The 24,843-nt window shown below is 55.6% G+C and carries 19 protein-coding genes; 8 read left to right on the forward strand and 11 right to left on the reverse strand.

Annotation, left to right across the window (positions count from 1 at the left end; all coding sequences use genetic code 11):
- Positions 1-476 precede the first annotated feature (476 nt).
- Entirely contained in the window at positions 477-1,418 is a 942-nt protein-coding gene (locus AC5DDB_RS13545; RefSeq protein WP_491740263.1) for a DUF1559 domain-containing protein, read from the forward strand.
- A 398-nt stretch (positions 1,419-1,816) separates the two neighbouring features.
- Here the strand turns inward: AC5DDB_RS13545 and AC5DDB_RS13550 are convergent, their stop codons facing one another.
- Positions 1,817-2,527 (reverse strand): tetratricopeptide repeat protein, encoded by a 711-nt coding sequence (locus tag AC5DDB_RS13550; RefSeq protein WP_491740264.1) that lies wholly within the window; start codon positions 2,525-2,527, stop codon positions 1,817-1,819.
- A gap of 314 nt (positions 2,528-2,841) precedes the next feature.
- On the opposite strand from AC5DDB_RS13550, the gene AC5DDB_RS13555 reads away from it, so the two are divergent.
- Together AC5DDB_RS13555 and AC5DDB_RS13560 are read left to right on the forward strand one after the other, a co-directional pair.
- Positions 2,842-3,876 carry a helix-turn-helix domain-containing protein gene (locus tag AC5DDB_RS13555; RefSeq protein ID WP_491740265.1) on the forward strand — a complete coding sequence of 345 codons (1,035 nt, stop codon included), beginning with the start codon at positions 2,842-2,844 and terminating at the stop codon, positions 3,874-3,876.
- 147 nt (positions 3,877-4,023) lie between these two features.
- Positions 4,024-5,910, forward strand: coding sequence for a DUF1559 family PulG-like putative transporter (locus tag AC5DDB_RS13560; protein ID WP_491740266.1), 1,887 nt, complete (start codon positions 4,024-4,026; stop codon positions 5,908-5,910).
- Positions 5,911-5,957: 47 nt separating this feature from the next.
- Here AC5DDB_RS13560 and AC5DDB_RS13565 read toward each other — a convergent pair whose 3' ends face one another.
- The 6 genes from AC5DDB_RS13565 to AC5DDB_RS13590 form a co-directional block, all read right to left on the reverse strand.
- Positions 5,958-6,725 carry a (Fe-S)-binding protein gene (locus AC5DDB_RS13565; RefSeq protein WP_491740267.1) on the reverse strand — a complete coding sequence of 256 codons (768 nt, stop codon included), beginning with the start codon at positions 6,723-6,725 and terminating at the stop codon, positions 5,958-5,960.
- Between the two features lie 50 nt (positions 6,726-6,775).
- A complete protein-coding gene (locus AC5DDB_RS13570) occupies positions 6,776-7,747 on the reverse strand; it encodes a serine/threonine protein kinase (protein ID WP_491740268.1) in 972 nt (323 codons plus the stop codon).
- 66 nt (positions 7,748-7,813) lie between these two features.
- Positions 7,814-8,236, reverse strand: a complete 423-nt coding sequence (locus AC5DDB_RS13575; protein ID WP_491740269.1) for an ankyrin repeat domain-containing protein — start codon at positions 8,234-8,236, stop codon at positions 7,814-7,816.
- Positions 8,237-8,238: 2 nt separating this feature from the next.
- Positions 8,239-9,660, reverse strand: coding sequence for a GntP family permease (locus tag AC5DDB_RS13580; protein WP_491740270.1), 1,422 nt, complete (start codon positions 9,658-9,660; stop codon positions 8,239-8,241).
- 92 nt (positions 9,661-9,752) lie between these two features.
- Entirely contained in the window at positions 9,753-11,564 is a 1,812-nt protein-coding gene (locus AC5DDB_RS13585; RefSeq protein WP_491740271.1) for a UbiD family decarboxylase, read from the reverse strand.
- Positions 11,565-11,677: 113 nt separating this feature from the next.
- Positions 11,678-12,646 (reverse strand): hypothetical protein, encoded by a 969-nt coding sequence (locus AC5DDB_RS13590; RefSeq protein ID WP_491740272.1) that lies wholly within the window; start codon positions 12,644-12,646, stop codon positions 11,678-11,680.
- Between the two features lie 148 nt (positions 12,647-12,794).
- Between AC5DDB_RS13590 and AC5DDB_RS13595 the strand changes: the two genes are divergently transcribed.
- From AC5DDB_RS13595 to AC5DDB_RS13605, 3 genes are all read left to right on the forward strand, one after another.
- The gene (locus AC5DDB_RS13595; protein ID WP_491740273.1) at positions 12,795-13,250 is read left to right on the forward strand and encodes a DUF6228 family protein; all 456 of its coding nucleotides are present in this window, start codon (positions 12,795-12,797) and stop codon (positions 13,248-13,250) included.
- 54 nt (positions 13,251-13,304) lie between these two features.
- Positions 13,305-15,365, forward strand: coding sequence for a phenylalanine--tRNA ligase subunit beta (pheT, locus tag AC5DDB_RS13600; RefSeq protein WP_491740274.1), 2,061 nt, complete (start codon positions 13,305-13,307; stop codon positions 15,363-15,365).
- 99 nt (positions 15,366-15,464) lie between these two features.
- Positions 15,465-16,820, forward strand: a complete 1,356-nt coding sequence (locus tag AC5DDB_RS13605) for a hypothetical protein (RefSeq protein ID WP_491740275.1) — start codon at positions 15,465-15,467, stop codon at positions 16,818-16,820.
- A gap of 11 nt (positions 16,821-16,831) precedes the next feature.
- Here AC5DDB_RS13605 and AC5DDB_RS13610 read toward each other — a convergent pair whose 3' ends face one another.
- The gene (locus AC5DDB_RS13610) at positions 16,832-17,776 is read right to left on the reverse strand and encodes an RluA family pseudouridine synthase (protein WP_491740276.1); all 945 of its coding nucleotides are present in this window, start codon (positions 17,774-17,776) and stop codon (positions 16,832-16,834) included.
- Positions 17,777-17,947: 171 nt separating this feature from the next.
- Between AC5DDB_RS13610 and hemP the strand changes: the two genes are divergently transcribed.
- Both hemP and AC5DDB_RS13620 read left to right on the forward strand, forming a co-directional pair.
- Positions 17,948-18,130: a hemin uptake protein HemP gene (gene hemP, locus AC5DDB_RS13615; RefSeq protein WP_491740277.1), complete on the forward strand. Its 183-nt coding sequence runs from the start codon at positions 17,948-17,950 to the stop codon at positions 18,128-18,130.
- Positions 18,131-18,356: 226 nt separating this feature from the next.
- Positions 18,357-19,082 carry a GNAT family N-acetyltransferase gene (locus AC5DDB_RS13620; RefSeq protein ID WP_491740278.1) on the forward strand — a complete coding sequence of 242 codons (726 nt, stop codon included), beginning with the start codon at positions 18,357-18,359 and terminating at the stop codon, positions 19,080-19,082.
- A 215-nt stretch (positions 19,083-19,297) separates the two neighbouring features.
- Here AC5DDB_RS13620 and acnA read toward each other — a convergent pair whose 3' ends face one another.
- The 3 genes from acnA to AC5DDB_RS13635 all read right to left on the reverse strand — a co-directional run bounded on the left by acnA (position 19,298) and on the right by AC5DDB_RS13635 (position 24,727).
- Positions 19,298-22,054: an aconitate hydratase AcnA gene (acnA, locus tag AC5DDB_RS13625; RefSeq protein WP_491740279.1), complete on the reverse strand. Its 2,757-nt coding sequence runs from the start codon at positions 22,052-22,054 to the stop codon at positions 19,298-19,300.
- Positions 22,055-22,284: 230 nt separating this feature from the next.
- Complete coding sequence (locus AC5DDB_RS13630) at positions 22,285-22,956, reverse strand: tyrosine-protein phosphatase (RefSeq protein WP_491740280.1); 672 nt, start codon at positions 22,954-22,956, stop codon at positions 22,285-22,287.
- 61 nt (positions 22,957-23,017) lie between these two features.
- Entirely contained in the window at positions 23,018-24,727 is a 1,710-nt protein-coding gene (locus tag AC5DDB_RS13635) for an ArnT family glycosyltransferase (protein WP_491740281.1), read from the reverse strand.
- Positions 24,728-24,843 lie beyond the last annotated feature (116 nt).

Here is a 24,843-nt window from a genome sequence, read left to right on the forward strand (position 1 = left end):
AGGCTTTTCTGTGTCTATACCAATTCAAACGCGGTGGCGATTAGCGAGAAGTGTCCTATTGATCGGAATTTTTTTTCGCTTTCATATGAACTTCATATTTCTAGAGAAGATTCTGCCATCGCATGCAGCAGTCGTGCGAAATCACTTCGAAGCTAGGGAGTTAACGTCTATCTAAACGAACACAAGTCGACATGAAGACTGTATAGACAAACCAACATTCGCCGAAGTGCACCTGCCAGAAACACCTTGCCTGAACCCACTGTATTGAACAAACAAGCACACCCTACCTGTTGCTTTAAAGAGTATGACGACTGTTGAAGTCGTGTTCAAAACGCTCTCATAACCGCTGAACGTGGACGCATCCTAATTAACAAAGCTAGTTGGTTAGCCTTTCACAAAGTGTGAATTGCTAGTTTCTTTTGTGAAGTACATCATCTTCTTAAGAAAGGTTTCTCAGAATGGTCTCGAATTCTAGGTTGGCTAATCGACGAGGGTTCACTCTGATTGAACTGCTCGTTGTGATTGCTATTATCGCAATCCTGATTGCTTTGCTATTGCCTGCCGTTCAGCAAGCCCGTGAAGCCGCACGGCGAACACAGTGTAAAAACAACCTGAAGCAAATTGGGCTCGCGTTTCACAACTTTCAAGATGTCTATCAACATCTGCCCAACGGGGCTCGCGATGGCAACGATGGCGATCCGCTAACGTCTTGTTGCAACTCGGCGACTCGTCGTGGTTGGAGCTGGGCCTATCACATCTTGCCTTACATGGAACAACAGAATCTGTTCGACTTAGGTGACGAGAACGATCCGGCTGGGACGATGAACCTAGTTGCGCAGCAAGCTGTGAAAGGCTACTACTGCCCGACTCGTCGCGATCCTCTTCCTGATGGTAACGGCTTCTATCGGCTTGACTATGCTGGAAACGCTGGTGAGCGTGCCCCTGGCGATCTTCGTGGGACGGACAACAACGGAACAAAAGGTGTCGTGATGCAGACCGACGCCGGAAAAACCACGGTCGAACGGATTCGCGATGGTTCCTCCAACACAATGATGGTCGCCGAAAAAGCTTTGCACCCAGATCGTCATCACTCAGACGGTGGAGACAACGAACGCTGGAACAATGCTGGTTGGGACGAATGCGTGATCCGCTATGGTGCCGGTCGAAACTCAAGCGGCACGCTGTACGGCATTCCGCCACTTCCTGATAACAAAGCCCCAACAAACACTGTAGGCGTGACAGATGCTGGTGGTGTCAACTGGACCAACTGGCACCCGTACTTCGGCTCAGCACATACCGGCGGTATGAATGCCTGTATGGCCGACGGGGCTGTTGTGGTGATCAGCTACACTATCGATAACGAAGTTATGCGACGCATCAGTCACTCGAAAGATGGACTGACTGTCGAAGAATTCTAACAATCGGACTTTCCGGGTGAACTGTAGATTGACTAGTGATTTCCTAGTGAGGTACCCGGACTTTGCAACAACTTGAAATAGCGAGATTGAATTGTGAAAAACCTAGTGCTTCTGTGTGTCGTGTTTCTCGGTTTTGGATGTGGGTCTAGCGAACCACCGGAACCACCTCCAATGGATGCAGAGCGACAACAAAAGATTGACGCTCACGATCAAGCAATTGAAGCTGCCGAATCACAACAGGCACAACAGTAGATCGACGAACGCCACTTGGGACTAGTCTCAAGTGGCGTTTTTTTTGATACTAGAAGTGCAGTGAGACTGTCTAAGTCTTCTGATATCCGCGTGACCGAAGCTGCTAGGACTAACCTTCAGCGATACTAGTTTGTCGTCGAACGGGACTATTGTTTTGCGGCTTGAAGTCGATCGGCGTGGAGTCGGCCAACATGCCACATCCAGTTCGGGCCATACCCAGCCTCTAGCGGCCATGTGTTCTCGGTCGACAGTTGCAAATGCTTTAAAGCTAGCTCGTCTTCATCTAAAACAGCATGGTTGAGACCAATATAGAGGTGGGCGTAGAAAAGTCGTTTCTCTCGCTCGAGCTTACTGATTTCCGCTTCTTGAATTTGCGTCAGAATCTTCTGGGGTGTGAGCTGTCCTTCGAACAACTGGTAGACAGCCGGAAACGGTTCGCGATCGGTTTTCCGGTATTTGAGGAGCGTCTTCTTTGCCGCCGGGAGACCTTTGGCTTTGACAAGTGACAGATAACGCCAGATACCGTTTTCGCGGTCCACGTCGTCAAAGCTGTGGTACGCTTCGAATTGAGCCGCCGCCTTCGGGTAGAGTCCAGCGTAGAAGTAGGCAATCCCGCGTCGCCAATGGGAATCGGCCAAATCTGGATCGAGTTCAACCATTTTCTCGTAGTCGGCGACCGCCTTGTCGAATTCACCGGAGAAAAAATAGGCATCCCCACGACGTGAGAGAGCGTTCACGTTTGTTGCATCTGACTTCAGGGTTTGACTGGCTTGGGTGATTTGACGACTCCATTGCTGCTTCATTTCCGTCAGCTGAGCGGTCGAAGGCGGGGCCGCCGACATCGTGCTCGTCAGCATGACGAAACTCGTACAGAAACCAAAAAGCCCTCCCACACTTGAATTGACCGGAGTTGCCATTGGGATTTCCTTAGAAGGTGTTGTCAAATGAACAGTGCAGGGTTAGCCCTCACTAAACCTTAACGCAAACTGGGTTTGCAGCAAGTCGCCCGGGTCGGATAAACTACCGTGAGAGCCAGTCTTGATTGACGGGATTTTGGAGTTTGATCCATAGGCTTGTCCGTAGTTTGTTCGCCCGCCAAATCAGGATGGTTGCTGTCATTTCGTAAGTTTCGAGCTACCTAGCTTTCGGCATGGTGAGGACGGGGACGTTTATGGCCCACACCATCCTCAGACAGACGCCTGTCACTGGCGAATCGTTTCTGATTCTACCAGAAAATCGCTTTGCGTGGACCGCTCTGACTCGGCTCGCCAACGAGACGCCCGAAGCAGCTCGAACCGTGTATCTTGAGGGGCCAGCCGGTGTGGGGAAATCACTGGCGATCCGTTCGATTTTACGGCAAATGCAGGCCGGGAATTCCGGTCTGAATGTGCAACGAGTCACGGCTTCGCAATGGGCTGCCGAGTTTGCAGAGGCGTCGCAGCGGAAGTCGATCCCGCAGTTCCAAAAGAAGTACCGCGAACTCGACGTCTTCGTTTGCGAGGACCTAACTGGGTTATCCGGGCGATCCGAAACACAGCAGCAACTGGTCAGTGTGATCGACGAATTGGTGCGACTCGATGCGCGGATGATCTTTTGTGCCAAAACTCCGCCGGGTGGTTTGATCGATTTTCTTCCACGGCTGATTGATCGTTGGCACGGCGGCATCGTGGCGGGGATGCGGTTGCCTTCGTTGGAAAGTCGAGAGCGTTTGCTGCGGCATTTCGCGAAGCTCAAAGATTTGGCCGTTTCTGATGCCGTGATCGAGGAGATTTCTACGCGATGCGTCGGTTCTCCGCGAGAACTTTGGGGGCTGCTGATGCAATTGGAGGCGACTTCGCGATTGCATCGGCGGCCGATTTCGGTGGATTCCGTCCGAGCCGAACTCTCAGCCGAGAAACGACCACCCGCGACGACCTTATCGAAAATCGCGAAAGCGGTCGCCAAGCATTTCGGTGTCACGTTGGCTGGTATGCGTGACACAGGCCGTTCGGCCAAGATTGTTCGTCCTCGGCAATGTGGGATGTATCTGTCCCGCGAACTCACCCATGAACCGTTGCAGTCGATTGCCGAGTTTTATGGTCGTCGTCACCATAGTACCGTGCTTCATGCGGTGAAACGTGTGCAGGACGAACTTGTCGAGGAACCGGCCTTGCGTCAACATTTAGATCGGATTCGCAACAATTTGGGTGTGACGGAAGCCGCCTGATTTTCGGGGGGTTGTTACATACCGTCGGTCTTCGTCATTGGCGAAAATTCGATCAGGCGGTTACATTAGTCTCCAACGGTTTTGTTCTCGCTTTCGGAATCGGTCGGTGCCGGTTCGTCCGAGAAAATCTCGAATGGAGTAACCCAGATGCGCAAACTTTGGTTGTTATTGCTTGCAGTCTCAGTGCTGATCCCGATGGCCTGTGCCGACAAGCAAGACGCAGAAAACGCTGAGAACAAGCCTGGTGAAACTGTCGGCGGTGCTGAAACCGGCCAACCAACCGATGGAGGTGCCACGGAACCGCAGACCGTGATGATTTCGGTTCCCCAAGCCGTCTCTGAGTTGGGTTACGTCCCGACTGACGCTGCACTGCTGCTTTCCTTCCAACCGCAGGACATTCTCAACAGTCCGTTGATGGCGGAAATGGGTGATCAAGAACGGATGCAGTTCAACATGGGACTCACCATGTTCGAAGCGCAGAGCGGCATTAAGCCGGAAAACATCGAGCGGGTTTCGATCGCATTGTGGCCCGGACGCTCTGGGTTGATGCCACCAAACGCCGCCCAAATGGGAATTCCTGAGATGGACGGTGGCGTTATCATTCGTCTCAGCAAACCATTCGCACTGGACACACTGAAGGCCAAAGCCGAACAAATGGGCCAACGTGTCAAAGAGGGAGCGGTTGGCGACTTCAAATTCATCACTCTCGAAAGCGGACAGCCACCCGTCGCGATGGCCACTCCCGATGAGAACACCCTGGTTATTGCCACGGCAACTGGGATGTCGGCATTGTTGGGAGCGAAATCCAAGGGTGAGCTCTTAACGTCGATCGAGGGTAACTCGGTGGACCAAACCTTTGCACTCGTGGCCCGGTTGAATCCTTTCCGCAAGGAACTGAAACAACTTGCCCAACAAGCACCACGGATGCCCGATGCTCCCGATGCCACCGTATTGGCAGAGAAACTCAACGGGCTGATGATCTCAGCGGACTACGACAAGGGGTTCAAACTCAAGACCAAAGTCGATGCCAAAGATGCAGCGACGGTCCAGGGGCTGAAAGATCAATTCGACAAACTCCGCGAGCAACTTGGCCAAGCCAAAGACGGCCAAATGGCGACGCTGAAAGAACAGTACAACGAAGAGATTGCCAGCGAGATGAAAACCCTCGCCGACCAAGTCTACGAAAGCCTGCAAGCCAAAATCGACGGCGACACAATGACGATCTCGCTTTCGGTTCCTGAGTCGGCTCAGGAAACCATGCAGAAAGCCAAGGACTTCATGGTCAAGAAGATGGTCGCCAAGAACAATGCCAAGCAAATCGCTATCAGCTTCCATAACTATCACGATACTTTCAACAAATCACCGTTTACCAGTCCGGATTCCGACGAAGAAAGCCCGAAATTGAGTTGGCGAGTTCGGCTCTTGCCGTTCATCGAAAGTCAAAACTTGTACGAGCAATTCAAGCTCGACGAACCGTGGGATAGCGAACACAACAAGGCATTGCTCGAACAAATGCCCGAGGTTTACAAAGCCTCTGACGACGCCAAGCCTGGGTACACCCAGTATGTGGCCTCCAAGGGCAAGGGGATGACGATCGAAGAAGGCAAGAATAATCGTTTTCGGGATGTGAGAGATGGCACATCGAACACCTTGCTCTTCGTGACCGTTAAACCGGAATTTGCAGTGCCGTGGACCGCTCCCGATGACTTGGACGTCGCCATTGACAAGATCGAAGATACGATCAAAAAGCTCGGCGGAACGAGCGATGGCTTCATCGCCGCGTTCTGGGATGGAAGCGTCGATACGTTCAACGCCGAAGACCTGGAACCAGACACGATCAAAGCCTTGTTCACGATCAGTGGTGGCGAAGTCGTGAACTTGCCACGTTTCGGCAATGAGGTCGATTTTGATTTTGACGTTCCCGTGGACGCGCCGATTGACTTCGATGAGCCGAAAAAGGAAGCCGTTGAACCTGACGCAGACAGCCCTGTGGAGTTGGAATCGGAAACCAAAGCCGAGTCTGATACGGAATAACTCTTCGCGAAGCAATGAAGCCGCCGGCTCAAAACCGGCGGCTTTTTCTACGCGCGGTTCACACTTTCAGCGAAGATTTCCGCGACGTGCATTACCCGGATGGGTTTTTTGCGACGGTGAATGAGCCCGCTCAGGTGCATCAAGCATGACATATCCGCCGCCGTCAGAACTTCCGTGCCAGCTTGTTCGTGGTCGTGGATGCGGTCCTCGCCCATCATGCAGGAGACGGCTTCTTCACTGACGGCAAACGTGCCCCCAAACCCACAACATTCATCCGGCCGCGTCAAATCAGAAAACGAAATCCCCTCGAGTCCTTCGAGCAGTTTTTTGACCTTGCTAAAGGGAGCCGTCACACGTTCACTATCACTGCCGAGCCGCAGTTCCCTCAAACCGTGACAACTATTATGCAGACCGACTTGGTGCGGAAACTGGCCTTCAATGTGGTCGACCTGTAGGACATCGTGCAGAAACTCGCAAAGTTCGAACGTCTTTGACTTCAACTCCTCGAACCCCGGCTGTCCCGCGAGATAGTCTTCGTAATGATGCCGAACCATCGCCGTGCAACTTCCCGACGGACACACGACGTAGTCATAATCTTTGAAGATTTCTAGAAACCGTTTGGCCAGCGGCTCCGCTTCTTTCACGCAACCCACATTCGCCATCGGTTGCCCGCAGCACGTCTGTGCCTCGGGGAAGTCGATCGTCAAATCCGGCGACTTCGAACGTCCGTAGCGTTCGAGCACGTCTACCGTCGCCATGCCGACATTGGGGTAGAACTGATCGACATAACACGGGATGAAAAGACCAATTCGCATAACAAACTCGTCAAAAAAATTGCGATTACTAAGCCCGGAATTCTTTACGTTTATCGACAGTAGCTCTCAAGAATCTTGGCGGCTTCGTCGGCTGAAGGTCGATGGGATGGATTCGGATGCGTGCATCGAGTCACCAACTCCGTCACTGCCGCCGGTAGATTCTTTGGTGGCGATTCGAGTCGCAGACCGTCTGTCTGCCTAACTTTTGCAGCCATCGCACCGTACACGTCTCCATTGAACGGACGTCGTCCACAAATCGCCTCCCAAAGAATCAAGCCAACGGCGTATATATCACACGCTGTTGTTAGCATCCATCCTTGAACTTGTTCTGGAGCCATGTACATCGGCGTCCCGGCAACTCGTCCCTCGGCCGTCAAAACTCCTTCGTCGTCATGCTGATCAAGCACTGCCAATCCAAAATCGATGATAACAGGTACCCACGCCTGACCTGGTTCGTCGAGCATCGTTGTCGGGTGGATAAGGATATTTTCGGGCTTAAGATCACAATGAATCACATCAAGTGCATGAAACGCTTTGAGTCCCCACATTAGGTTGAGGCCAAGCCAAAGACACTCTGGAACGCTGAGCTGCGATTGCATTTTCTGCGCGAGCGTGGGGCCGTCGATATACTCCATCACGAGGTGAAATTGGCCCCCGCGATCAAAGTGATCGAAATACCGCACAACGTTTGGGCATTGGATCCGCGACAGTGATTGCCACTCTTGAATGATCGTCGCGCGGCGAAAATGCGGTCGTAGTCGCTTGATACAAACGCTTTGATTCGTCAGCGAATCCTTTCCGAGAAACGTCTCGCCCATTCCTCCTGAACCTAATTGCTTATCGAGTATGTATCGCTGGTCGGTGAACACGGTGTCCGATGGTGCCACAGAACGATCGGCAGCACCCGGGGAGGCATCGTCCAATACAATCACCAGAACACGACGTCTGCAGCCAGTGTGAACTGTCTGGACCAAGGTAATTTGGCCAAATTCGTCGATGACGCCTTCCAGCAATTCTGGCATCGCTATTTCCAGGTATTGGTTTCAGTAGTCGCCGAATGTTTCCGAATAAAAAACGCCATCAGGCGATTAGCCGCAGTTCTCGTCGGCTAACATCGCTCGGATGGCTGTATCGTTTGCATACTCGGCTGGAATTTTCCCGGCTCGATTGGTGATCGTTGGGTCGGCTCCTGCGTCGAGTAGGAGTTGCACGATTTGCCGTGCTTCCGTCAACCGTCCCGCTGTTCCGGGCGCACCGGTTTGAGTGACCGCACGGTGCAGGGGTGTCGAGCCATTCCGTCGACATGCTGCGTTTACATCCGCACCATTTTCGATGAGGGTTTGCACCGCAGTCGGGCTGCGAAATCGCACCGCATGATGCAACGCTGTCACCCCGTTTTTATCGGTCGCCAGGATCTCCGCACCTCCCTCGATCGCTGCAATCAGCCGCTGTCGTTGATCGTCTGGATCGGGATTTCGCTCTACGCAGATTTCGAATAGTTCGTTTTCCATGATCAACCAAACGGATGTGGTAATACTTGTGCGCCGATCACGGTGACGACAAGTCCGACCAAGCCCATGATGGCGGTCATGGGGGAGATATATTTTAACCCTTCGGCTTCCGTCATGCCGCTCATTTTCGTGATGACCCAAAAACCGCTGTCGTTCATCCAGGAAATCGGTTTCGATCCGCAACCGATCGCGAGCGCGAGATACACCGGATCGACACTCAATTGCGACGCCATTCCGCCGAGGATTCCGACAGTCGTGATCATCGCGACTGTGGACGAACCTTGTGCAGAGCGGATCGCAGTGGTGATGAAGAACGCCAAGCAAATGACGATTGTCGGATCGCGGGGGGAGATGGATTCGATCAATCCCGCCACGCCGGTTTGTTGCAACATCGCGCCGAATGCACCACCGGCGGATGTAATCAAGATGATCACGCCGCCGCTCGACAAAGCTTTCCCGACGGCATCGGCGAGGTCCTCGCGACTCGTCCGCTTATGCCACATCAGAAGAGCCAGTGCGAACGCTGCGGAAATCGTGAGGGCAATGTTTTTGTCACCGAGAGTCGCCGCGATGCTTTGCCATTGTCCATCGAGAAACGGTTTACTGATGGTGTAACCGCCAATCAGAATCACCGGCAACACGATCGGCAACAGCGAGAAGAAGAGCGGCGGCAATTCCGCTTCGTCCACTTGAGCCGCTCGTTCGGCGTCGGCGAGTGAAAAGTCAGCGGATTCTCGCAGCGGCAGTTCGCAAAATCGGTTCATCAGTAACGCGTGAAAGTACCCGTAGGCCGCTGTAAACAGACCGACGCAGCAACCGGCGATCATCATCCGACCGATGTCCACACCCAATTCTTCCGCAACAAATAACGGTCCCGGTGTCGGTGGGACTAATGAATGGGCCATCGTCCCACCCGCGACGATCGTGAGCACATACAACAAATAGTTCTTGCCCGATCGCAGCCGCATCGCTTTGCCGAGCGGGATCATCAGGTAGAACACGGTGTCGAAAAACACGGGAATTCCCAGGAGAAACCCGCTGAAGACGAACGCGAGCGGTGCAAACCGTTCGCCGAAAAGTTTCATTGCCGACCGCACAATTCGGTCCGCCGCACCGCTATCGAGCAGACACTTGCCGATGATCGAAGCCATCGCAATGAGGATGCCGATCTTCGCTGCCGTCGAACCAAAAGCGTCGGCGACGCGTGCACCCACCGTTTGATTCTGCAGCGATTCCAACGCGTTCGCGTTCAAACCTTTTTGAGCGGCATAATTTCCGAGCATGTCGGGCGTGGTCATCGCCGCCACGAGCAGGGCGGCGAACACCAACGCAAGAAACGCATGCAACCGCAATAGCAGAATGCCGCCTAAGACGACGGCCACTCCGACGGCAAGAATAAACAAGTTATGAGTCGTTGGATCCATGAGCGCAGAACCATTCGAGACATGTGGCAGACCGCCGGTTCGATCCAGCGGACTCGACATGCTACCAGAAGTCGCCGCGAAAATCGTTTCACTCAAATGATGCCGTGCAATGGGCCGCCGGGAGCACCGAGTTGGTCAACTCGCTTCGTCACTGCAGGATCCTCGACCAACGGTGCGGCGTGGTGTGGTTTAATGCGGGCGTCAATGACGAGTGGTCCGCGACATCCCCAGTGTTTGTGCTCGACGAATTGATCGAAACCGTGAATGTCCGTCGCGGGATTGGATCGAGTGAATGTCACCCACAGAAAGTTATTCAGCGTGCGGGCGGTGAAGTCGGCATCATCGACGACCACGATCAGCGGAAACGATTGGAGTTGCTCGCTAACTCCGAGGTTTTCCGGTGGACACAAACAGTCGTCGGCAGTTTCGATCGCCAGCACTCCCGGCAAACACACGCGTACGTCTCGCACGCCACTCGGCCAATTGATTCCACTTGGCACTTCCGTTCCCAATCCCCGACGCGGTTTCCCGGCGGCGGCGATAACAACTTTCGAGCCTTGGTTGAGTCCTTGTCCCGAATAGTCGAGCGTGTCGATCGTGGTTTTCGTCTGAAAGTGCAGGTCGCGGGTCCAATCGACGCGTTCCAGGAGATGCCGGAGAAACTGCGGGATGTCGTGGATGTCGAGTTCGGGATTGTCTTCCTTCGCGACGATCAGCAGATACTTGGCAAGGCTGAGTTGTCCTTGGCCCAAGATGGCGTTCGCATTTGTAAGTAGTTCTTGAGGCGTACGATCCTGGGCATAGGGCACGTAGCGTTCGCTGCCGATGGCAAGCAACAACGGGTGCACGCCCGCCGCATCGACCGCGTGGACCGCATGCACGCCAGGGATGACGGAGGGAATCGCCGGTCCGGTGATCTCGTGAATAATCTCGCCGAACGATGTGTCTTCCTGTGGCGGTCGCCCGACCGTGGTAAATGGCCAAATCGCTCCTTCGCGATGGTAGACCGCGTCGACTTCCATCACCGGGAACTCGTGTTGATTCGAGTAATACCCGAGGTGATCGCCAAACGGACCTTCCGGCAACGTGGCGTGCGGATCGATGCTGCCAACGATGGTGAAGTCGGCTTCCGAGTAGATTGGAAGTGGCGAGTGACCAACGATCATTCGCACCGCACGTCCGCCGATCGCACCAGCGAATGTCAATTCCGATAACCCCTCCGGCAACGGCATCACGGCGGAAAGTGGCATCGTGGGCGGTCCACCGATGAAGATATTCACCGGCAAGCGTTCGCCGCGTTCAATCGCCGCCGCATGATGCACGCCGATGCTGCGGTGAATCTGGTAATGCAGCCCGATTTGACGATTCGGTGCGTACTCGTTTCCTGCAATTTGCACGCGGTACATGCCGAGATTCGATTGCATCAAACCGCGTTTGTCGGGGTGTTCGGTGTAGACCGCCGGAAGTGTCACGAACGGACCGCCGTCATCCGGCCAACTCACGAGTTGCGGCAGTTGGTCGAGTGTGGTTTGATGTTGAATTGCCGGTCCGCGACGTGTCTTCCGCGGCAACATGTGCGTGAGCGTGCGGACGAATTTCAAGTTCCGCAGCGGATGTTTCATCGCGGCTGCCGGGTCGGTCTTCAACTGCACCAGCGCTTTGACCGATTCCAGCGTGTCGCGGAACATGAGCCGCGTGCGTTCCGGTGTGCCAAACAGGTTGGACACCATCGGGAATCGACAGCCTTTCACATTCGCAAAGAACACCGCCGGTCCGCTTGCCTGATAGACACGACGTTGCACTTCGGCGGCTTCGAGATACGGATCAATTTCCGTCTCGATCCGCACGAGTTCGCCGTGTTTTTCCAAGTCGGCTACGCATGCCGCGAGATTTCGATATCCCATAATCGCTTGGTTCGTTTTGCGTTCTCTCGGATGTTGCTACGTCCCAGAGTTGTAGTCCGCTTGCCGTTCGTTGGGGAGTGGTGCAGCCCGGATTTTCGAAGGAAACCCGGCGTTTATGCTTCGCGTTTCCAACCGCGTTCCACGAAGAGTGGCACAAAATGTTCGGGGATGAACAACCGGTCTTCGGGGTGGGGGATCGTGTAATAATTCTCCGGACGCAGTAACACATCGTCGTTGCGGGTGAGATCAATCACCCAGCGATGGGGAGCGGAGCGGCTTGCGAGCCAACGCAGTTCGAACGGTTCCAGCGTGACGGGGTTCATCGCGTCGAAAATGCCAAGGTGGTTCGCGCGGGCGTTTCCGACCGATTGCCGAGCTTGGCGGATTGTCGAATCGTCGTCGGCCAGTGTCTTCGCCATTCCCGGTGGAATGACGGCGTCGGAGATGATGTTCGCTCGCCGATATGGATTGACATTCGGCCAAATGAAATACGGAAATGCCCGGCCCAACTCCAAGAGGCGTTCATTGTACGAGAGCGGCCGCGGTTCGGGCTGGTTACGGTCGGGTTGCTCGCGGTTGATGTAACACAGGAACCGCCCGTAACCATCCATCACTTCGAACGCAAATGCCAGGAAGAAGCGAAATGTGTCCGGTGTTTGTTCCAAGACTTCCATGTCGTGTTCGATCAGCGATTCGAACGCGTCTTCCGATTGTCGAGCTGCGTCGTAATGCGTTTCCGCAGCGGTCGGACCGGCAGCGGCTTGGATGTGGCGAATCAAACCGGCTGGAAGTTCACGGCTGAACGGGCCGTAGTCGTCGGCGAACGGATCGGTCAGGAACTTTTTCCACGCCGGGCTGGAGATCATCGGGAACGCCCGTCCCGGTGGCAGACGAAAGCTGACCTCCGGCGTGTCGATCCCCAGCAAACGCACACCGAAATCGCCGTTGGCTTCCACATTCAGCGTGTCGCCATCATGGACAGCTTGCCGAATCGAAGCGCGACGTTCCCGAATCCGTCCTAACAAGGCCGACCCAATCGTCAAACTGGAGTCACGGCGTTCCAAAGTACGAATGGCTTTCATCCGGTGTTTCCGTCTGAAGTAGGCGTGTGATTTCTGCCAGAACAGCATAACCGAATCACCGGCACTTTTCAGGATACGCATCGCCAGCTAGATTACAGGAACGATTTGAACTTTAGAGATGGCACTGAAAGGGCGACGACCAAGTCCGATGAGTGATATCGTTCTGGAATTTCTCTTGCCAAGTGTCGATCGTGTGGGAAGTTTGCGGTTTTTTGATCGGGCTCCGATCGATCAATCCCAAGAACTTGAAAGCTACGCGGTTCAAATCGTCAATCAAGATTTGTCTGCAACAATTCGGGTTTGGGCTGGTTACGAGTTGTCATCGCCGATGGCTTTTTTCCAAGAAATGGCCGAACACTCTCATGGTTGGGAAGGCGATTTGACTTGGGAGTCGCTGGAAGGAGAGCTGGCGTTGGCGGCAACTCATGATGGGTTGGGGCACATCCGTGTGTCCGTGGGGTTAAAGTCAGGGCACATGCCGGACGACTGGCACGTTCGAGGTTGTGTTCGCACGGAGGCGGGTTTGCTATCGTCACATGCTCACCACGCTGCCAAATTTTTCGGGCGGACTAATTCGTCTTTCGAAACATCACCTGCAAATTGACCTGAATCGAATCAATGGAATGATTCAGGAATCACTTAGTTTTGAGTAATCATCATGCTTGTCAGTTGGAATTGGTTGAAAGAATACGTTTCGCTCGAGATGTCGGTCGAGGAATTGACCGATCGGCTGACGATGTCGGGATTGAATCTCGAAGATGTGCATCGTCCGCTCGAGAACGAAGTCGCGATCGATCTGGAAGTCACCAGCAATCGGTCCGACTGTTTGGGGCACATTGGGGTGGCTCGCGAGATCAGTGTGTTATTTGATCAGCCCTTGAGCATCCCAACGCCGCACCTTGTCGATTCCACCACCAAAGCCAGCGATGTCACGAGCGTGACGATCGAAGACGAATCGCTGTGTCCGCAGTACATTGCGCGGGTCATTCGTGGCGTGAAGATCGGTCCCAGCCCCGACTGGCTGGTGCGACGACTGCAGACCGCCAGCTTCCGTTTCAATAGTGAGAAGCAGGAATACGAAACTTATCGCCCGATCAACAATGTCGTCGATATCACCAATTATGTGATGCTCGAATGCGGGCAACCGCTGCATGCGTTCGACCTTGCGAAATTGCACGGCGGAAAAATCATCGTGCGACCGGCGAAAGCGAAAGAAAAACTGACGGCGATCGACCACAAAGATTACGAACTCGATACCGACAACCTTGTGATTGCCGATGCCGACCGACCGGTGGCCATCGCGGGCGTGATGGGCGGGGCGGATACGGAAGTCGAAGAGGGCACAACAGACTTGTTGATCGAAGCGGCGGACTTCGCGGCTCTCTCGATCCGTTCGACAGCGCGAAAATTGAAGTTGCACAGTGATTCGTCGTACCGCTTCGAACGCGGTGTCGATCCTGCGGGAATCGATTGGGCGAGCCGACGTTGTTGCGAGTTGATTCATCAGATTGCCGGTGGCGAAGTGCTTGGTGGTTCTGTCGTGGCCGGTCGCACCGAACCGCCGTCACGTCCGCCGATTGTGCTACGGTTCTCGCAACTGAAGCGAATTCTCGGCATCGACATTCCCCGCGAGACGGCCACGAAGATCCTAGTGGAACTCGGTCTGGAAGCCGGCGCGAACCCCGATGCTCATACCGAATTCGTCCCACCATCGTGGCGAAGTGACCTGACGCGTGAGGCGGACCTCATCGAGGAAGTCGCCCGGATTCACGGTTACGACAAGATTCCCGATGATGCCGACGTTCCGTTGACCGCCAGCGCTCCGACGCTCCGCGAACGTACGGTCAACACGGTCCGCGATATCCTGACCGCCGCCGGTTTCTTCGAGGCAATTACGCCGTCGTTGGTAACAGACGATTCCCGCTCGCTGTTCCAACCGCGTCCGGAATCGAAGCCGCTGACGATCGAACACAGCGATTTTCGGCGGCTCAACACGCTCCGGCAAAGTTTGATTCCCAGCCTGTTGGAAAGTCGTCGCGAGAACGAACGTCAAAGCAACGCGAACGCTCAACTGTTCGAAATCGCCAAGGTCTATCTCGCTGCCAAACCCGGCACAGCGGAGGAGCAAGTCGAACCGACAATGATCGGTCTCGTTTCCGGGCGTTCGTTTCGGGAACTCAAAGGCGTGCTCGAAACGCTGGCTCGCCGGGTGAATCGGACTGCAACACTCGAAGTGCAACCGTCGGACATTCCACAGTTCGTTGCCGGTCGCGGTGCGGAACTTCTGTTGAACGGGGAACCGTGGGGTTGGCTCGGCGAGTTGGACCCGAATGTCGGTGACCGTCTCAGTTTGCAAGATCCGGTGGCTGTCGCGGAAGTCAGTCTGGCGGCACTCGAACGGTTGACCGATCTCACGCCGCAGATGGAAGAGCTGCCGAAGTATCCGGCCATGCAACGTGACTTCAACTTCGCACTCGACGAAGCAGTTTCCTGGCGGCAACTGGCCGACGTCGTGCGTTCGGCGGGCGGGCCGCTGTTGGAATCGGTCGAGTTCGACAGTCAGTTCCGGGGCAAGCAACTCGGGGCGAATCAGAAGTCCTATATCGCCCGCGTGACTTGGCGGGCTCCAGATCGCACGCTGACCTCCGAGGAAGTGGAAACCTTCCAAAAGTCGGTCATCGAATCCGTGGAGAAAGAACTCGACGCTTCACAACGCTAGCGGCAAAAGGTCGATCGGCAGATCTCAAATCTCTTGCGCAATACACGCGGTTGGTTGCATATCAACGGTGATTCGTGTGTTTGTACCAGGAGATTTAAAATGCCGATCCGAAGTCGCAGGATTGTGTTTGCTGCTTGTGTGGCGTTGACGGTACTCGTTCCCACGTCGGGCTGGTCCCAAGGAGACGTGACCGAACTCCAGCAACAGATTCGTCAGCTCGAAAGTCAGCTGCGTTCCGCTCAGCAAAAAGAACTTGGCAAACGCCGATTTACCACAATCGGCTCCGGTCTCACGGATGGCAAAGGGCGGGGCATTTCCATTCGGGTGTATGACCTGAGTGATTTGTTCACGATTGCCCCCGCGTATCCGGCTCTGTTCGAAGATGCCATCTCGACCAACGGCGGTTTCGGTCAGATGTTTGCTGGCGGTGGCGGAACTGCGGCGGCTCCCGGTGGTGCTGGCGGTGGGTTTGGCGGAGCCGGGTTCTTCAATGTCGATTCCACGCACGGACTCAAGACGCAATCCGGGGTCAAAACCATGCAGCAATTCGGAGCCGTCACAGGTGATCCAAGTTCGATGCAAACGACAATGAACAGTCTCACTGCCGCGATTCAGCAAACGATCTCGCCGGAGTTGTGGGACGAAGACGGTGTGATCACGCAACTGGGTTCGAACCTCCTGATCTCAGCCGACGACCACACACATCAACAAATCAGCGATTTGCTCAACTTGTTCCGCAAACGCTGGGGCACGTTGCGAACGGTGTCGGTGCAGGCGTGGTGGGTGTGGCTGGGAGAAGGCGAACTGACTACGGTGCTCGCCGACCCGAATCAACAAGTTGGCCCGGAAGATCGGCAGGCGTTCGGTCTGGTGGAACCTAAAAACTGGCGGAAGTTTCTGACTGATCAGGCAGCCGTGAAGCAGGGGGAGAACGCGAATTCCACGACCGGTTGGCATGCCGTCGTGACGTGTTACAACGGCCAAACCGTGCACACTCTCGCCGGTGGACAGCAACACTTTCTGACCAACATCACGCCCGTGATGGGGCAGGAAGTCATGGGATATCAACCGCAGATGAACCTGTTACAAACCGGGGCAGCGTTGCAACTTACGCCGGTCACGAACACCACAGGGCAAACGATTTTACTCGATGTCCGTAGCCGCGTGTGCTTGCTCAACGAGTCGAAAGTGCTGGAGAAAGTCGAGCAAGTCGTCGGCGAGAGCAACCAACCGGCTCAACTCAAAGCCGTCGTCGATCGCCCGCGTGTCGACATTCAAAAAATCTCCACCACCGTTCGTGTGCCGGTCGATACACCTATGCTCATCGGCGGGATGACGTTCGCCGATCGTCCGCAGGCTGGCGGGAAGAACCTGTACCTGTTCGTGCAAGCCCACGTACAGGAACTTCGCAACGACGAAGAAGAGATGCCACCGGCCGAAGCCACGGAGGAGTGAAAAAGTCACGGTCACAATTCGTCGATCATCATTTGCATGTCGCTCGGCAGCGGAGCGGTGCAGGTGATGATTGCGTGCGTCAACGGATGACGAAACCGTACCGTCTCGGCGTGTAAGGCGTGACGATGTTCACGGTCGGTCGGTGATGCATCGGCTTTGATCACTCCCCATTGGCCGTAAAATTCGTCGCCGACCACGGGATGTCCCAGTGAGGCGAGGTGAATTCGAATTTGGTGCACCCGTCCAGTGAGCGGAAACGCTCGGACGAGGGTGTGGCCCTTGAACCGTTGCACGACTTCATACTGCGTGACGGCGGCTTTCTGGCGGCGGGCGTCGGGTTCGGTCGAGACCAACACGGTCGGCATCCGCACGGATTGGCCGATCGGCAGGTTGATCTCGCCCGCATCACTGGGCATTTCGCCCTCGACAAGTGCTAAGTAAGTTTTGCGGACTTCGCCACGTTCGAATTGCAGCGACATGCCACGGTGCCCGATGTGTTCCTTGACCGTTACAATCGCCCCGCTTGTCATGCGGTCAAGCCGATGCACAATCCCCGGTCGCAACAATCCCGGCAATGGTGTCTGTTGATCGAGATGGGCTTGCAAACGGTTGATGAGTGTGCCGGTCTGGAATTCTCCCACCGGATGCGTCACCAAATCGGGGGGCTTATTGATGACCACGAGCCATGCGTCTTCGTACAAAATCTCCAACGGCCCGGGTTCGGGTTCGAGGAGTTTGTCGGGTGGTTCGATGAGGCGAATCGTGACCCATTGGCCGGTTCGCATGCGGGTATCGAGATCGACGACAACAGCATCGATTTGCACGCAACCGGCAGCGATCATGCGTTGCAAGCGAAACGGCGTGTAATTTCGCAGATGACGCGTGAGGAACGTGTCGATCCGCACCCCATTGAGGAGTTGTTCCACGCGAAATGAGAGCGACAGCGGCGGCGACATGGATTGAGGAGGTTCGCAGAATCGGGAATGGGTTGTGGGTATTCTGCAGAGAGAATTATCCGACGGTAAGTGAGGAACTGGCATTGAAATTGAGATTCAGTCTCATTAGCATGTGTGCGGAGCCGAGGGGAGCGGCTGCCACTATCCGACAATCGCGACGCCTGAAAGAACATGATGGCCGAACCTGAACAATCCGATCGCCCCGCCGAATCCACCCCCAAGAACGCCGAGTCGCCAAGCGTCGTGCGTTCCGAAGAGCTCCTCAAAGGTTCCCAAGAACTCCGCATCGTCCACGCAGGCGAAACCTACCGCCTCCGCCTCACCCGCAACGGCAAACTGATTCTGCATAAGTAATAGCCGCAGACTTAGCAGGCGACCCAAAGTCCGAATACCATCTGAATTGTCAGTCTGCGGGATGGATACGTATTGATGGGGACAGAAGAATCGGTTGTTGATGGGGACGTGATTGACGGCCTTGTTGTGGATACAATAGCGATGGCACGCCAGGACGGCACTGCGTTGCCCGACGCGTTTCGTTGAACACCGCGGAGGTCATTTGCCGGCTTGTATAGGTCGTTTGATGACGTCTTTTCCGCGTAAGCTTCGTCCGATCAAGGCCCATGTTCGTCGTCTGCAACTCTCTGACTTTGTCGCCGTCCGTGAGTTGGGGCTTCGCATTTATCCTAATGAGGACCCTTGGACCGAAGAGTATTTCCACTCGCATGTGGATGTGTTCCCGGAGGGGCAGCTTGTCGCTGTCGAATCCGCAACCGACCGTGTGCTGGGGTATGCCGCTTCACTGATTGTGAATTGGGACGACTACGAGTTCACCGATTCCTGGAACACCTTCACCGACAAGGGCTACTTTACGAACCATGACGCCTCGGGCAAAACGTTGTACGGTGCTGACTTAATGGTCGACCCCGACACACAAGGCATGGGCATCGGCAAGCTGATTTACAAGGCCCGTGAGCAACTTTGCCGCGACCTGGAACTCCGACGAATCCGCGCCGGTGCACGGGTGGCAGGGTACCACCGATACGCTGACACGTTCACACCCGTAGAATACACACTTCGGGTGATCGCCCGCGAGTTGGGCGACCCGACGCTCAGCTTTCAGCTCAAACGTGGCTTCCGCGTGTTGGCGGTCGTCAACAGCTACATGCCCAGGGACCCGCAGTCCCTAGGCTATGCGGCCGTGATCGAGTGGATCAACCACCAAGTCGCCCAACCCAAAGACTACCGCAAACGCAGCCCCCACTTCGCCAAACACCGCAAGCCAAAGCCACCGGAGACGTCGAAATAGACCATGTTACAGTTCATGACAACATTCGGGTGGCACGCTCTGAGCTTGCGAAGAGCGTGGCGAACGTTCCTTCAGTCGATCTTGTTACCATCTTAAAAGGTGGCGATGTTTCCGGAAATTGCTCTGCGGGAATAGTGATCGATCACCACGCCCTTCCTTGCGTCAGGGCGTGCCATCCGAGCACAAGCCCGTGTTACCGGGCTTGTGCGTGTGAACTACGACTTCGCCAAGTCTCGCAGCACTTTGTGCAGGATGCCGCCGTTGCGGTAGTATTCGACTTCGACGGGGGTGTCGATGCGGCACAGTGTGGTGAAGTGGATGGTTTCGCCGTCGGACTTGGTCGCGGTGACGGTGATCGCTTCGCCGGGTTTGACGTCGTCGGAGAGTTCGATGGCGAAGGTTTCGCTGCCGTCGAGGCCGAGAACTTCACGGTTTTCGGTTTCCCGGAATTGCAACGGCAACACGCCCATGCCAATGAGGTTCGAACGGTGGATACGTTCGTAACTCTCGGCGATGACGGCTTTGATGCCGAGCAACAATGTGCCTTTGGCGGCCCAGTCGCGAGAAGACCCCGTGCCGTACTCTTTGCCTGCCAGGACAACCAGCGGCGTGCCGGTTTCCTTGTACTTCAGCGAGGCATCGTAAATCGACATTTGCTCGCCGGTCGGCAGGTAGGTCGTCACGCCGCCTTCGGTGCCGGGGGCAAGTTGGTTTCGCAGCCGGATGTTCGCGAATGTGCCGCGAGTCATCACGCGGTCGTTTCCACGTCGCGAACCGTAGCTGTTGAAGTCGAAGACAGAGACGCCATTCTTCTGCAGGAACTTCCCGGCGGGGCTATCGGGTTTGATGGCACCGGCGGGGCTGATGTGGTCTGTCGTCACCGAGTCACCGACCATCACGAGCACACGAGCATTCTCGATGCTGGAAATTGGTGGCGGATCGGCGGGCATGTCCACAAAGAACGGTGGTTCTTGGATGTACGTGCTGCTTTCGTTCCAGTCGTATTGGTCGCCGCCACTGGTCGGGAGGGCTTTCCATTGTTCGGGGCCTTCGGTGGCGTGATCGTACTCGCTGCGGAACTGTTCCGGCGAGAGGGACGAATTGATCGTGTCTAGAATTTCCTGCTGCGATGGCCAAATGTCTTTGAGGAACACGTCGTTCCCATTCTGATCTTGGCCGATCGGTTCGGTCGTCAGGTCGATATCAGTCGTGCCGGCGATCGCGTAGGCGACAACGAGCGGCGGGCTGGCGAGGTAATTCGCTTTGATGTGCTGATTGATCCGGCCTTCGAAATTCCGGTTGCCGGAGAGGACGGAGCAGACGACCAAATCGCCTTCCTCGACAGCGTTCGAAATCTCCTCGGGCAGCGGTCCGCTGTTGCCGATGCAGGTCGTGCAACCGTAGCCGACGGTTTGGAAGCCCATCGCATCCAGCGATTGATCCAAGCCGGAGCGTTTCAGGTAATCCGTTACAACCCGACTGCCGGGAGCCAAACTGGTTTTCACCCAAGGTTGACGGTTCAAACCCAGTTTGATGGCGTTGCGAGCGAGCAAACCGGCCCCGATCATCACGGATGGGTTGCTGGTGTTCGTGCAGCTTGTGATGGCAGCGATCACCACCGCACCGTGTTTGAGCGGGAAGGTTTCACCTTCGTAGTTGACTTCGACCCCGTCAAACCCCGGATCAGCGACGGCTGTGGCCGCACTTTCCGCAGCCATCGGACCTTCGGCGTTCATGCTGTTAATGGTGCTGGTGCTGTCTTCCGAGCCTTTGTTGAACGTCAGGCTGAGATCCTGCCGCCATTGGCTTTTCATGCCGGTCAGTTCGATGCGGTCTTGCGGTCGTTTCGGACCGGCCATAGACGCGACCACGGTTCCGAGGTCGAGTTCGAGCGTATCGGTGAAGGTCGGATCGGCGGACTCGGACGTACGGAACAAGCCCTGTTCTTTGCTGTACGCTTCGACGAGTGCGACCTGGTCTTCTGTCCGACCCGTGCGACGCATGTAGTTCAGCGTTTCGTCGTCGACCGGGAAGAAGCCCATTGTGGCCCCGTATTCAGGAGCCATGTTCGCAATGGTGGCTCGGTCGGGGAGGGACATGGTGTCGAGAGCCGGGCCGAAGAACTCCACAAACTTCCCGACCACGCCGTGCGACCGCAGCATCTGCGTGACGGTCAGGACCATATCCGTCGCGGTGGCTCCCTCGGGGAGTTTCCCGGTAAGTTTGAACCCGACGACTTCCGGCATCAACATGTAAATGGGTTGGCCGAGCATGACCGCTTCGGCTTCGATCCCACCCACGCCCCAACCGACCACACCGATGCCGTTGATCATTGTGGTATGGCTGTCGGTGCCAACGAGGCTGTCCGGGAAGAGCACGCCGTCTTTTTCCATCACCACATTGGCGAGGTATTCCAAGTTGACTTGGTGCACAATACCCGTCGCTGGTGGAACAACGCGGAAGTTATTGAAAGCTCGTTGGCCCCATTTCAGGAATTGGTAACGTTCTTGGTTGCGTTCGAACTCGCGATCGACGTTGAACTGCAAAGCGGACAGCGAACCAAATTTATCGACTTGCACCGAGTGATCGACGACGAGATCGCAAGGCACGAGCGGGTTGATCTTTTTGGGATCGCCACCCATGCGGACCATCGCACTGCGGAGGGCGGCCAAGTCGACGACGGCGGGCACGCCGGTGAAGTCTTGCAGCACAACACGGGCGGGTTTGAAGGGGATTTCCACCTTTTTGACGTTCTTCGCGTCCCAGGTGGCGAGGTTTTTGACGTCCTCGTCGTTGACGATAAATCCATCCACAGTTCGCAGGCAGGCTTCGAGCAGCACGCGGATGGAGAACGGGAGCTGATCGATCTGGCCGATGCCGTCTTCAGCGAGTTTCTGCAAGCGGAAGATTTTGTATTCACGGTCGCCGACGCTGAGTTTTCCCTCGGCTCCAAACGGATTGGCCGATGCCATGTTGCTGCTCCCCTGGTCTCTATTTCGGTTGCTTGCATTGTAACGCTTAGCGGACGTCACAATCGTAGCAACTTGATCGATTCAAGAGAAGCAGCGGCGTTCCGGCAAGAGGCAAGAGACTACGGGCCAGGGCCGAAGTGCTGTCGTCTTTGGTGAAAAGGTGGCAAATGGCCAGTTGTGCGGATTCGAGCTTGACTGCTCTGGCCTCTTGTCCCTGGTCACTTGCCTCATTACGGTGTCGGCAGCAACGGTAGCGGATTAGGGACCTCTTCGATGACGCCGCGTTCGACGAGCATTTCAGCGAGTTTGGGCATGTGGCCGTTGACGAAGGCGAGCAGATCGACATCCTCAACCGGGTCCCAGTCGTAGCGGGCCATCTCGGCGACGGCGTCTTTCGGGTCTTGTTTCAGCACCAAGACGCGAAAACTCGCAACCACGCCGCCGGTGCGTTGCGAACCGGCCGCACAGTGGACAAGCACCGGTTTCCCTTCCGCACGACATTTCGCGATGGTCTCGATCGCATCTGCATAACGGGCAATATCACCGGTTCCATCACCGCCGAGTTGGTAACGATAATGCTCCAGATCCATTTTCCGGGCGGTTGCGATTTCCGCGGATTGACCGGGCAAATCGGGTTCAATGCCGTTGAGGTCGATAATGGCGGCGATTTTGTGATCGCGGACCGTCGGTTCGAGCATGGCGTCGGAAATTTGTCCGCTGCGGTAGACTTCGCCGGGAATGACCACGCCGAAACGTTTGGCAACGAAATGGTCTTTCAGCACATGTTCCCACACAAGAAAGCTCGAGAGGCCAGCCACCGCGAAACCGAGCACAACCAGCCCTGGCCATCGGCTCGCTGGTTTGGAGGTCGGTGTCGTAGTTTCGGCAGGCGTGAGACTCATCGGAAAATCCTCAAATGAACGAATCAAAAACGAGTATCGGGGTGCAAGTGCACTGAGAGGACTACCTGGCGGTGTCCGTCGGGGTGGATGCGACAAGATCGAGACGGCGACCAATCACGGTTCGGCTTTCCAACCGAGTCGAATGGCCTTCACAAGAAATGACGGCTACCGGTTCCCAAGGAAATGGCAACGTATGCGTTTTGCTCTCGCGTTCGTGCAAGCAGAAGTATTCTGTCTCCGCTGCTTCACTAGGTTCCGTGGGCCAAGGGCGACGCGGGACAAACTCGCCGAAGTGAAACAAGAACGCATGATGCAACGGCCCATAACTGACAAGCGATGCATTCGCCGGCAATTTCGATTTCACTTCGGCCATACGGGCTTGAATGTCTGGCTGATTGCGACGCTGGGAATCGACGATCGTAATCGCCGGTCCGAAGCTGCAACACACGGCGACCAGCAAGATGGCGACTTGTAACGCTCTCGGTGAAAGGGCATCACGATACAGCCACAGCATGACCGCACCAAGCAGCAGAAATCCGAGTGACATGCTGGTCAGCACGATCGTGTTGCGAAGCGCGTCGGCCCAATCGGCTTGGATTCCACCAGTGATCACACCGGTCAATACTCCTGCGCCGAACAACATGGAAAACGCAGCACCGACGGCATACCACCGCCAACCGTTACGCATCCACATCCCTTCGGGACGCGTCATTAGACGATCGAGCACAATCCCAAATAGCACCGCCAACACCGGGAACAGCGGCATGTAGTACCGCCCTAATGCGTACGGAGCAAACCATACCGAGGGGAACGTCACGAGCAAGCACGTCCACAGAAACGCGGCCTCGCTCTTGCGGTCACCCAGGCTTTTGTAGAACTTCGGATTCGCAAATTGCAGCAAGAACGGAGACCAAGGCAACGCACACGCAGCGATTTCCAGCGGGTAACTCACCAAGTGTTTGATGAACACCGAGTTGTAATGCGTGAAGCGTTGGCTGGCGAGTTTCGTCCAAATGCCGACCACGCAATCCCAATTCGAATTCAGATAATACGGCACCTGCCAAGCCGCCAAGATTCCAACGAAAGTCAACCCACCCACGACGTGCCCGCGACTGAATAGGAACTTCCAGTCGCGTCGCACGAACAGCAGATAGACTCCGACGATGGAAACGAAATACACCAACCCCTGCGGTCCCTTCGTGAGTCCGGCAAACGCGGCGAACGTGTACCCGACTGCCCAGGTTTTCCAGCCAGACCATCCAGCCCGGTAACCAAGATGCCATAACAGCATCGATGCACCGAGGTAAAACGTGAACTGGGCTTCGGTTTCTGCCGTTCGACCGAGTTGCAGTACAAGCATCATCGACGGATACGAAATCGCCGCCAAGAACGCCGCCGTCGAGTTCAAGAACTGCCGGGAGTAACCATAGACGAGTAGGGTCGTCAGCCAAATCGCGATCACCGACGGCAACCGAGCGGCGATATGATCGACTTCGCCCCGCAACCAACCGACCACGGCAATCGACCAACTGCCCATCGGCGGACGACTGAGGTAAAACTCGCCCTGCAGTCGCGGCACAATCCAATCGCCGGACCGCAAAATCTCCACCGCAACCTGTGCCCGCCGCGTTTCTTCACCGCGGAACGTGAGCATCGTCATCGGGATGCCATGCAACACCACGACGAATAACGTCAAAACCCAAACGTGCGGCCCACGCCACCAAGGACGCTCCGCAACCAACGTTTCCGAAGGTTTTTCCACCGTTTCCATCGTGCAGGCTCCATCCCACAAGGATCAGACCGCCGTGTTGTACCCAAACTGCCCAAACGAGGAAACCCGAAGTTTGCAACGCGAAGAATTGAGAACTCTAGCCGCCGTTCGACAAC

It is taken from the genome of Thalassoroseus sp. (genome assembly GCF_984380535.1).

Bases quoted from the DNA above. Each gene is read 5' to 3' on its own strand.
- AC5DDB_RS13550 (WP_491740264.1), bottom strand. From the start codon at position 2,527: ATGCTGACGAGCACGATGTCGGCGGCCCCGCCTTCGACCGCTCAGCTG.
- AC5DDB_RS13555 (WP_491740265.1), top strand. From the start codon at position 2,842: ATGGCCCACACCATCCTCAGACAGACGCCTGTCACTGGCGAATCGTTT.
- AC5DDB_RS13560 (WP_491740266.1), top strand. From the start codon at position 4,024: ATGCGCAAACTTTGGTTGTTATTGCTTGCAGTCTCAGTGCTGATCCCG.
- AC5DDB_RS13565 (WP_491740267.1), bottom strand. From the start codon at position 6,725: ATGCGAATTGGTCTTTTCATCCCGTGTTATGTCGATCAGTTCTACCCC.
- AC5DDB_RS13570 (WP_491740268.1), bottom strand. From the start codon at position 7,747: ATGCCAGAATTGCTGGAAGGCGTCATCGACGAATTTGGCCAAATTACC.
- AC5DDB_RS13575 (WP_491740269.1), bottom strand. From the start codon at position 8,236: ATGGAAAACGAACTATTCGAAATCTGCGTAGAGCGAAATCCCGATCCA.
- AC5DDB_RS13580 (WP_491740270.1), bottom strand. From the start codon at position 9,660: ATGGATCCAACGACTCATAACTTGTTTATTCTTGCCGTCGGAGTGGCC.
- AC5DDB_RS13585 (WP_491740271.1), bottom strand. From the start codon at position 11,564: ATGGGATATCGAAATCTCGCGGCATGCGTAGCCGACTTGGAAAAACAC.
- AC5DDB_RS13590 (WP_491740272.1), bottom strand. From the start codon at position 12,646: ATGAAAGCCATTCGTACTTTGGAACGCCGTGACTCCAGTTTGACGATT.
- AC5DDB_RS13595 (WP_491740273.1), top strand. From the start codon at position 12,795: ATGAGTGATATCGTTCTGGAATTTCTCTTGCCAAGTGTCGATCGTGTG.
- pheT (WP_491740274.1), top strand. From the start codon at position 13,305: ATGCTTGTCAGTTGGAATTGGTTGAAAGAATACGTTTCGCTCGAGATG.
- AC5DDB_RS13605 (WP_491740275.1), top strand. From the start codon at position 15,465: ATGCCGATCCGAAGTCGCAGGATTGTGTTTGCTGCTTGTGTGGCGTTG.
- AC5DDB_RS13610 (WP_491740276.1), bottom strand. From the start codon at position 17,776: ATGTCGCCGCCGCTGTCGCTCTCATTTCGCGTGGAACAACTCCTCAAT.
- hemP (WP_491740277.1), top strand. From the start codon at position 17,948: ATGATGGCCGAACCTGAACAATCCGATCGCCCCGCCGAATCCACCCCC.
- AC5DDB_RS13620 (WP_491740278.1), top strand. From the start codon at position 18,357: ATGACGTCTTTTCCGCGTAAGCTTCGTCCGATCAAGGCCCATGTTCGT.
- acnA (WP_491740279.1), bottom strand. From the start codon at position 22,054: ATGGCATCGGCCAATCCGTTTGGAGCCGAGGGAAAACTCAGCGTCGGC.
- AC5DDB_RS13630 (WP_491740280.1), bottom strand. From the start codon at position 22,956: ATGAGTCTCACGCCTGCCGAAACTACGACACCGACCTCCAAACCAGCG.
- AC5DDB_RS13635 (WP_491740281.1), bottom strand. From the start codon at position 24,727: ATGGAAACGGTGGAAAAACCTTCGGAAACGTTGGTTGCGGAGCGTCCT.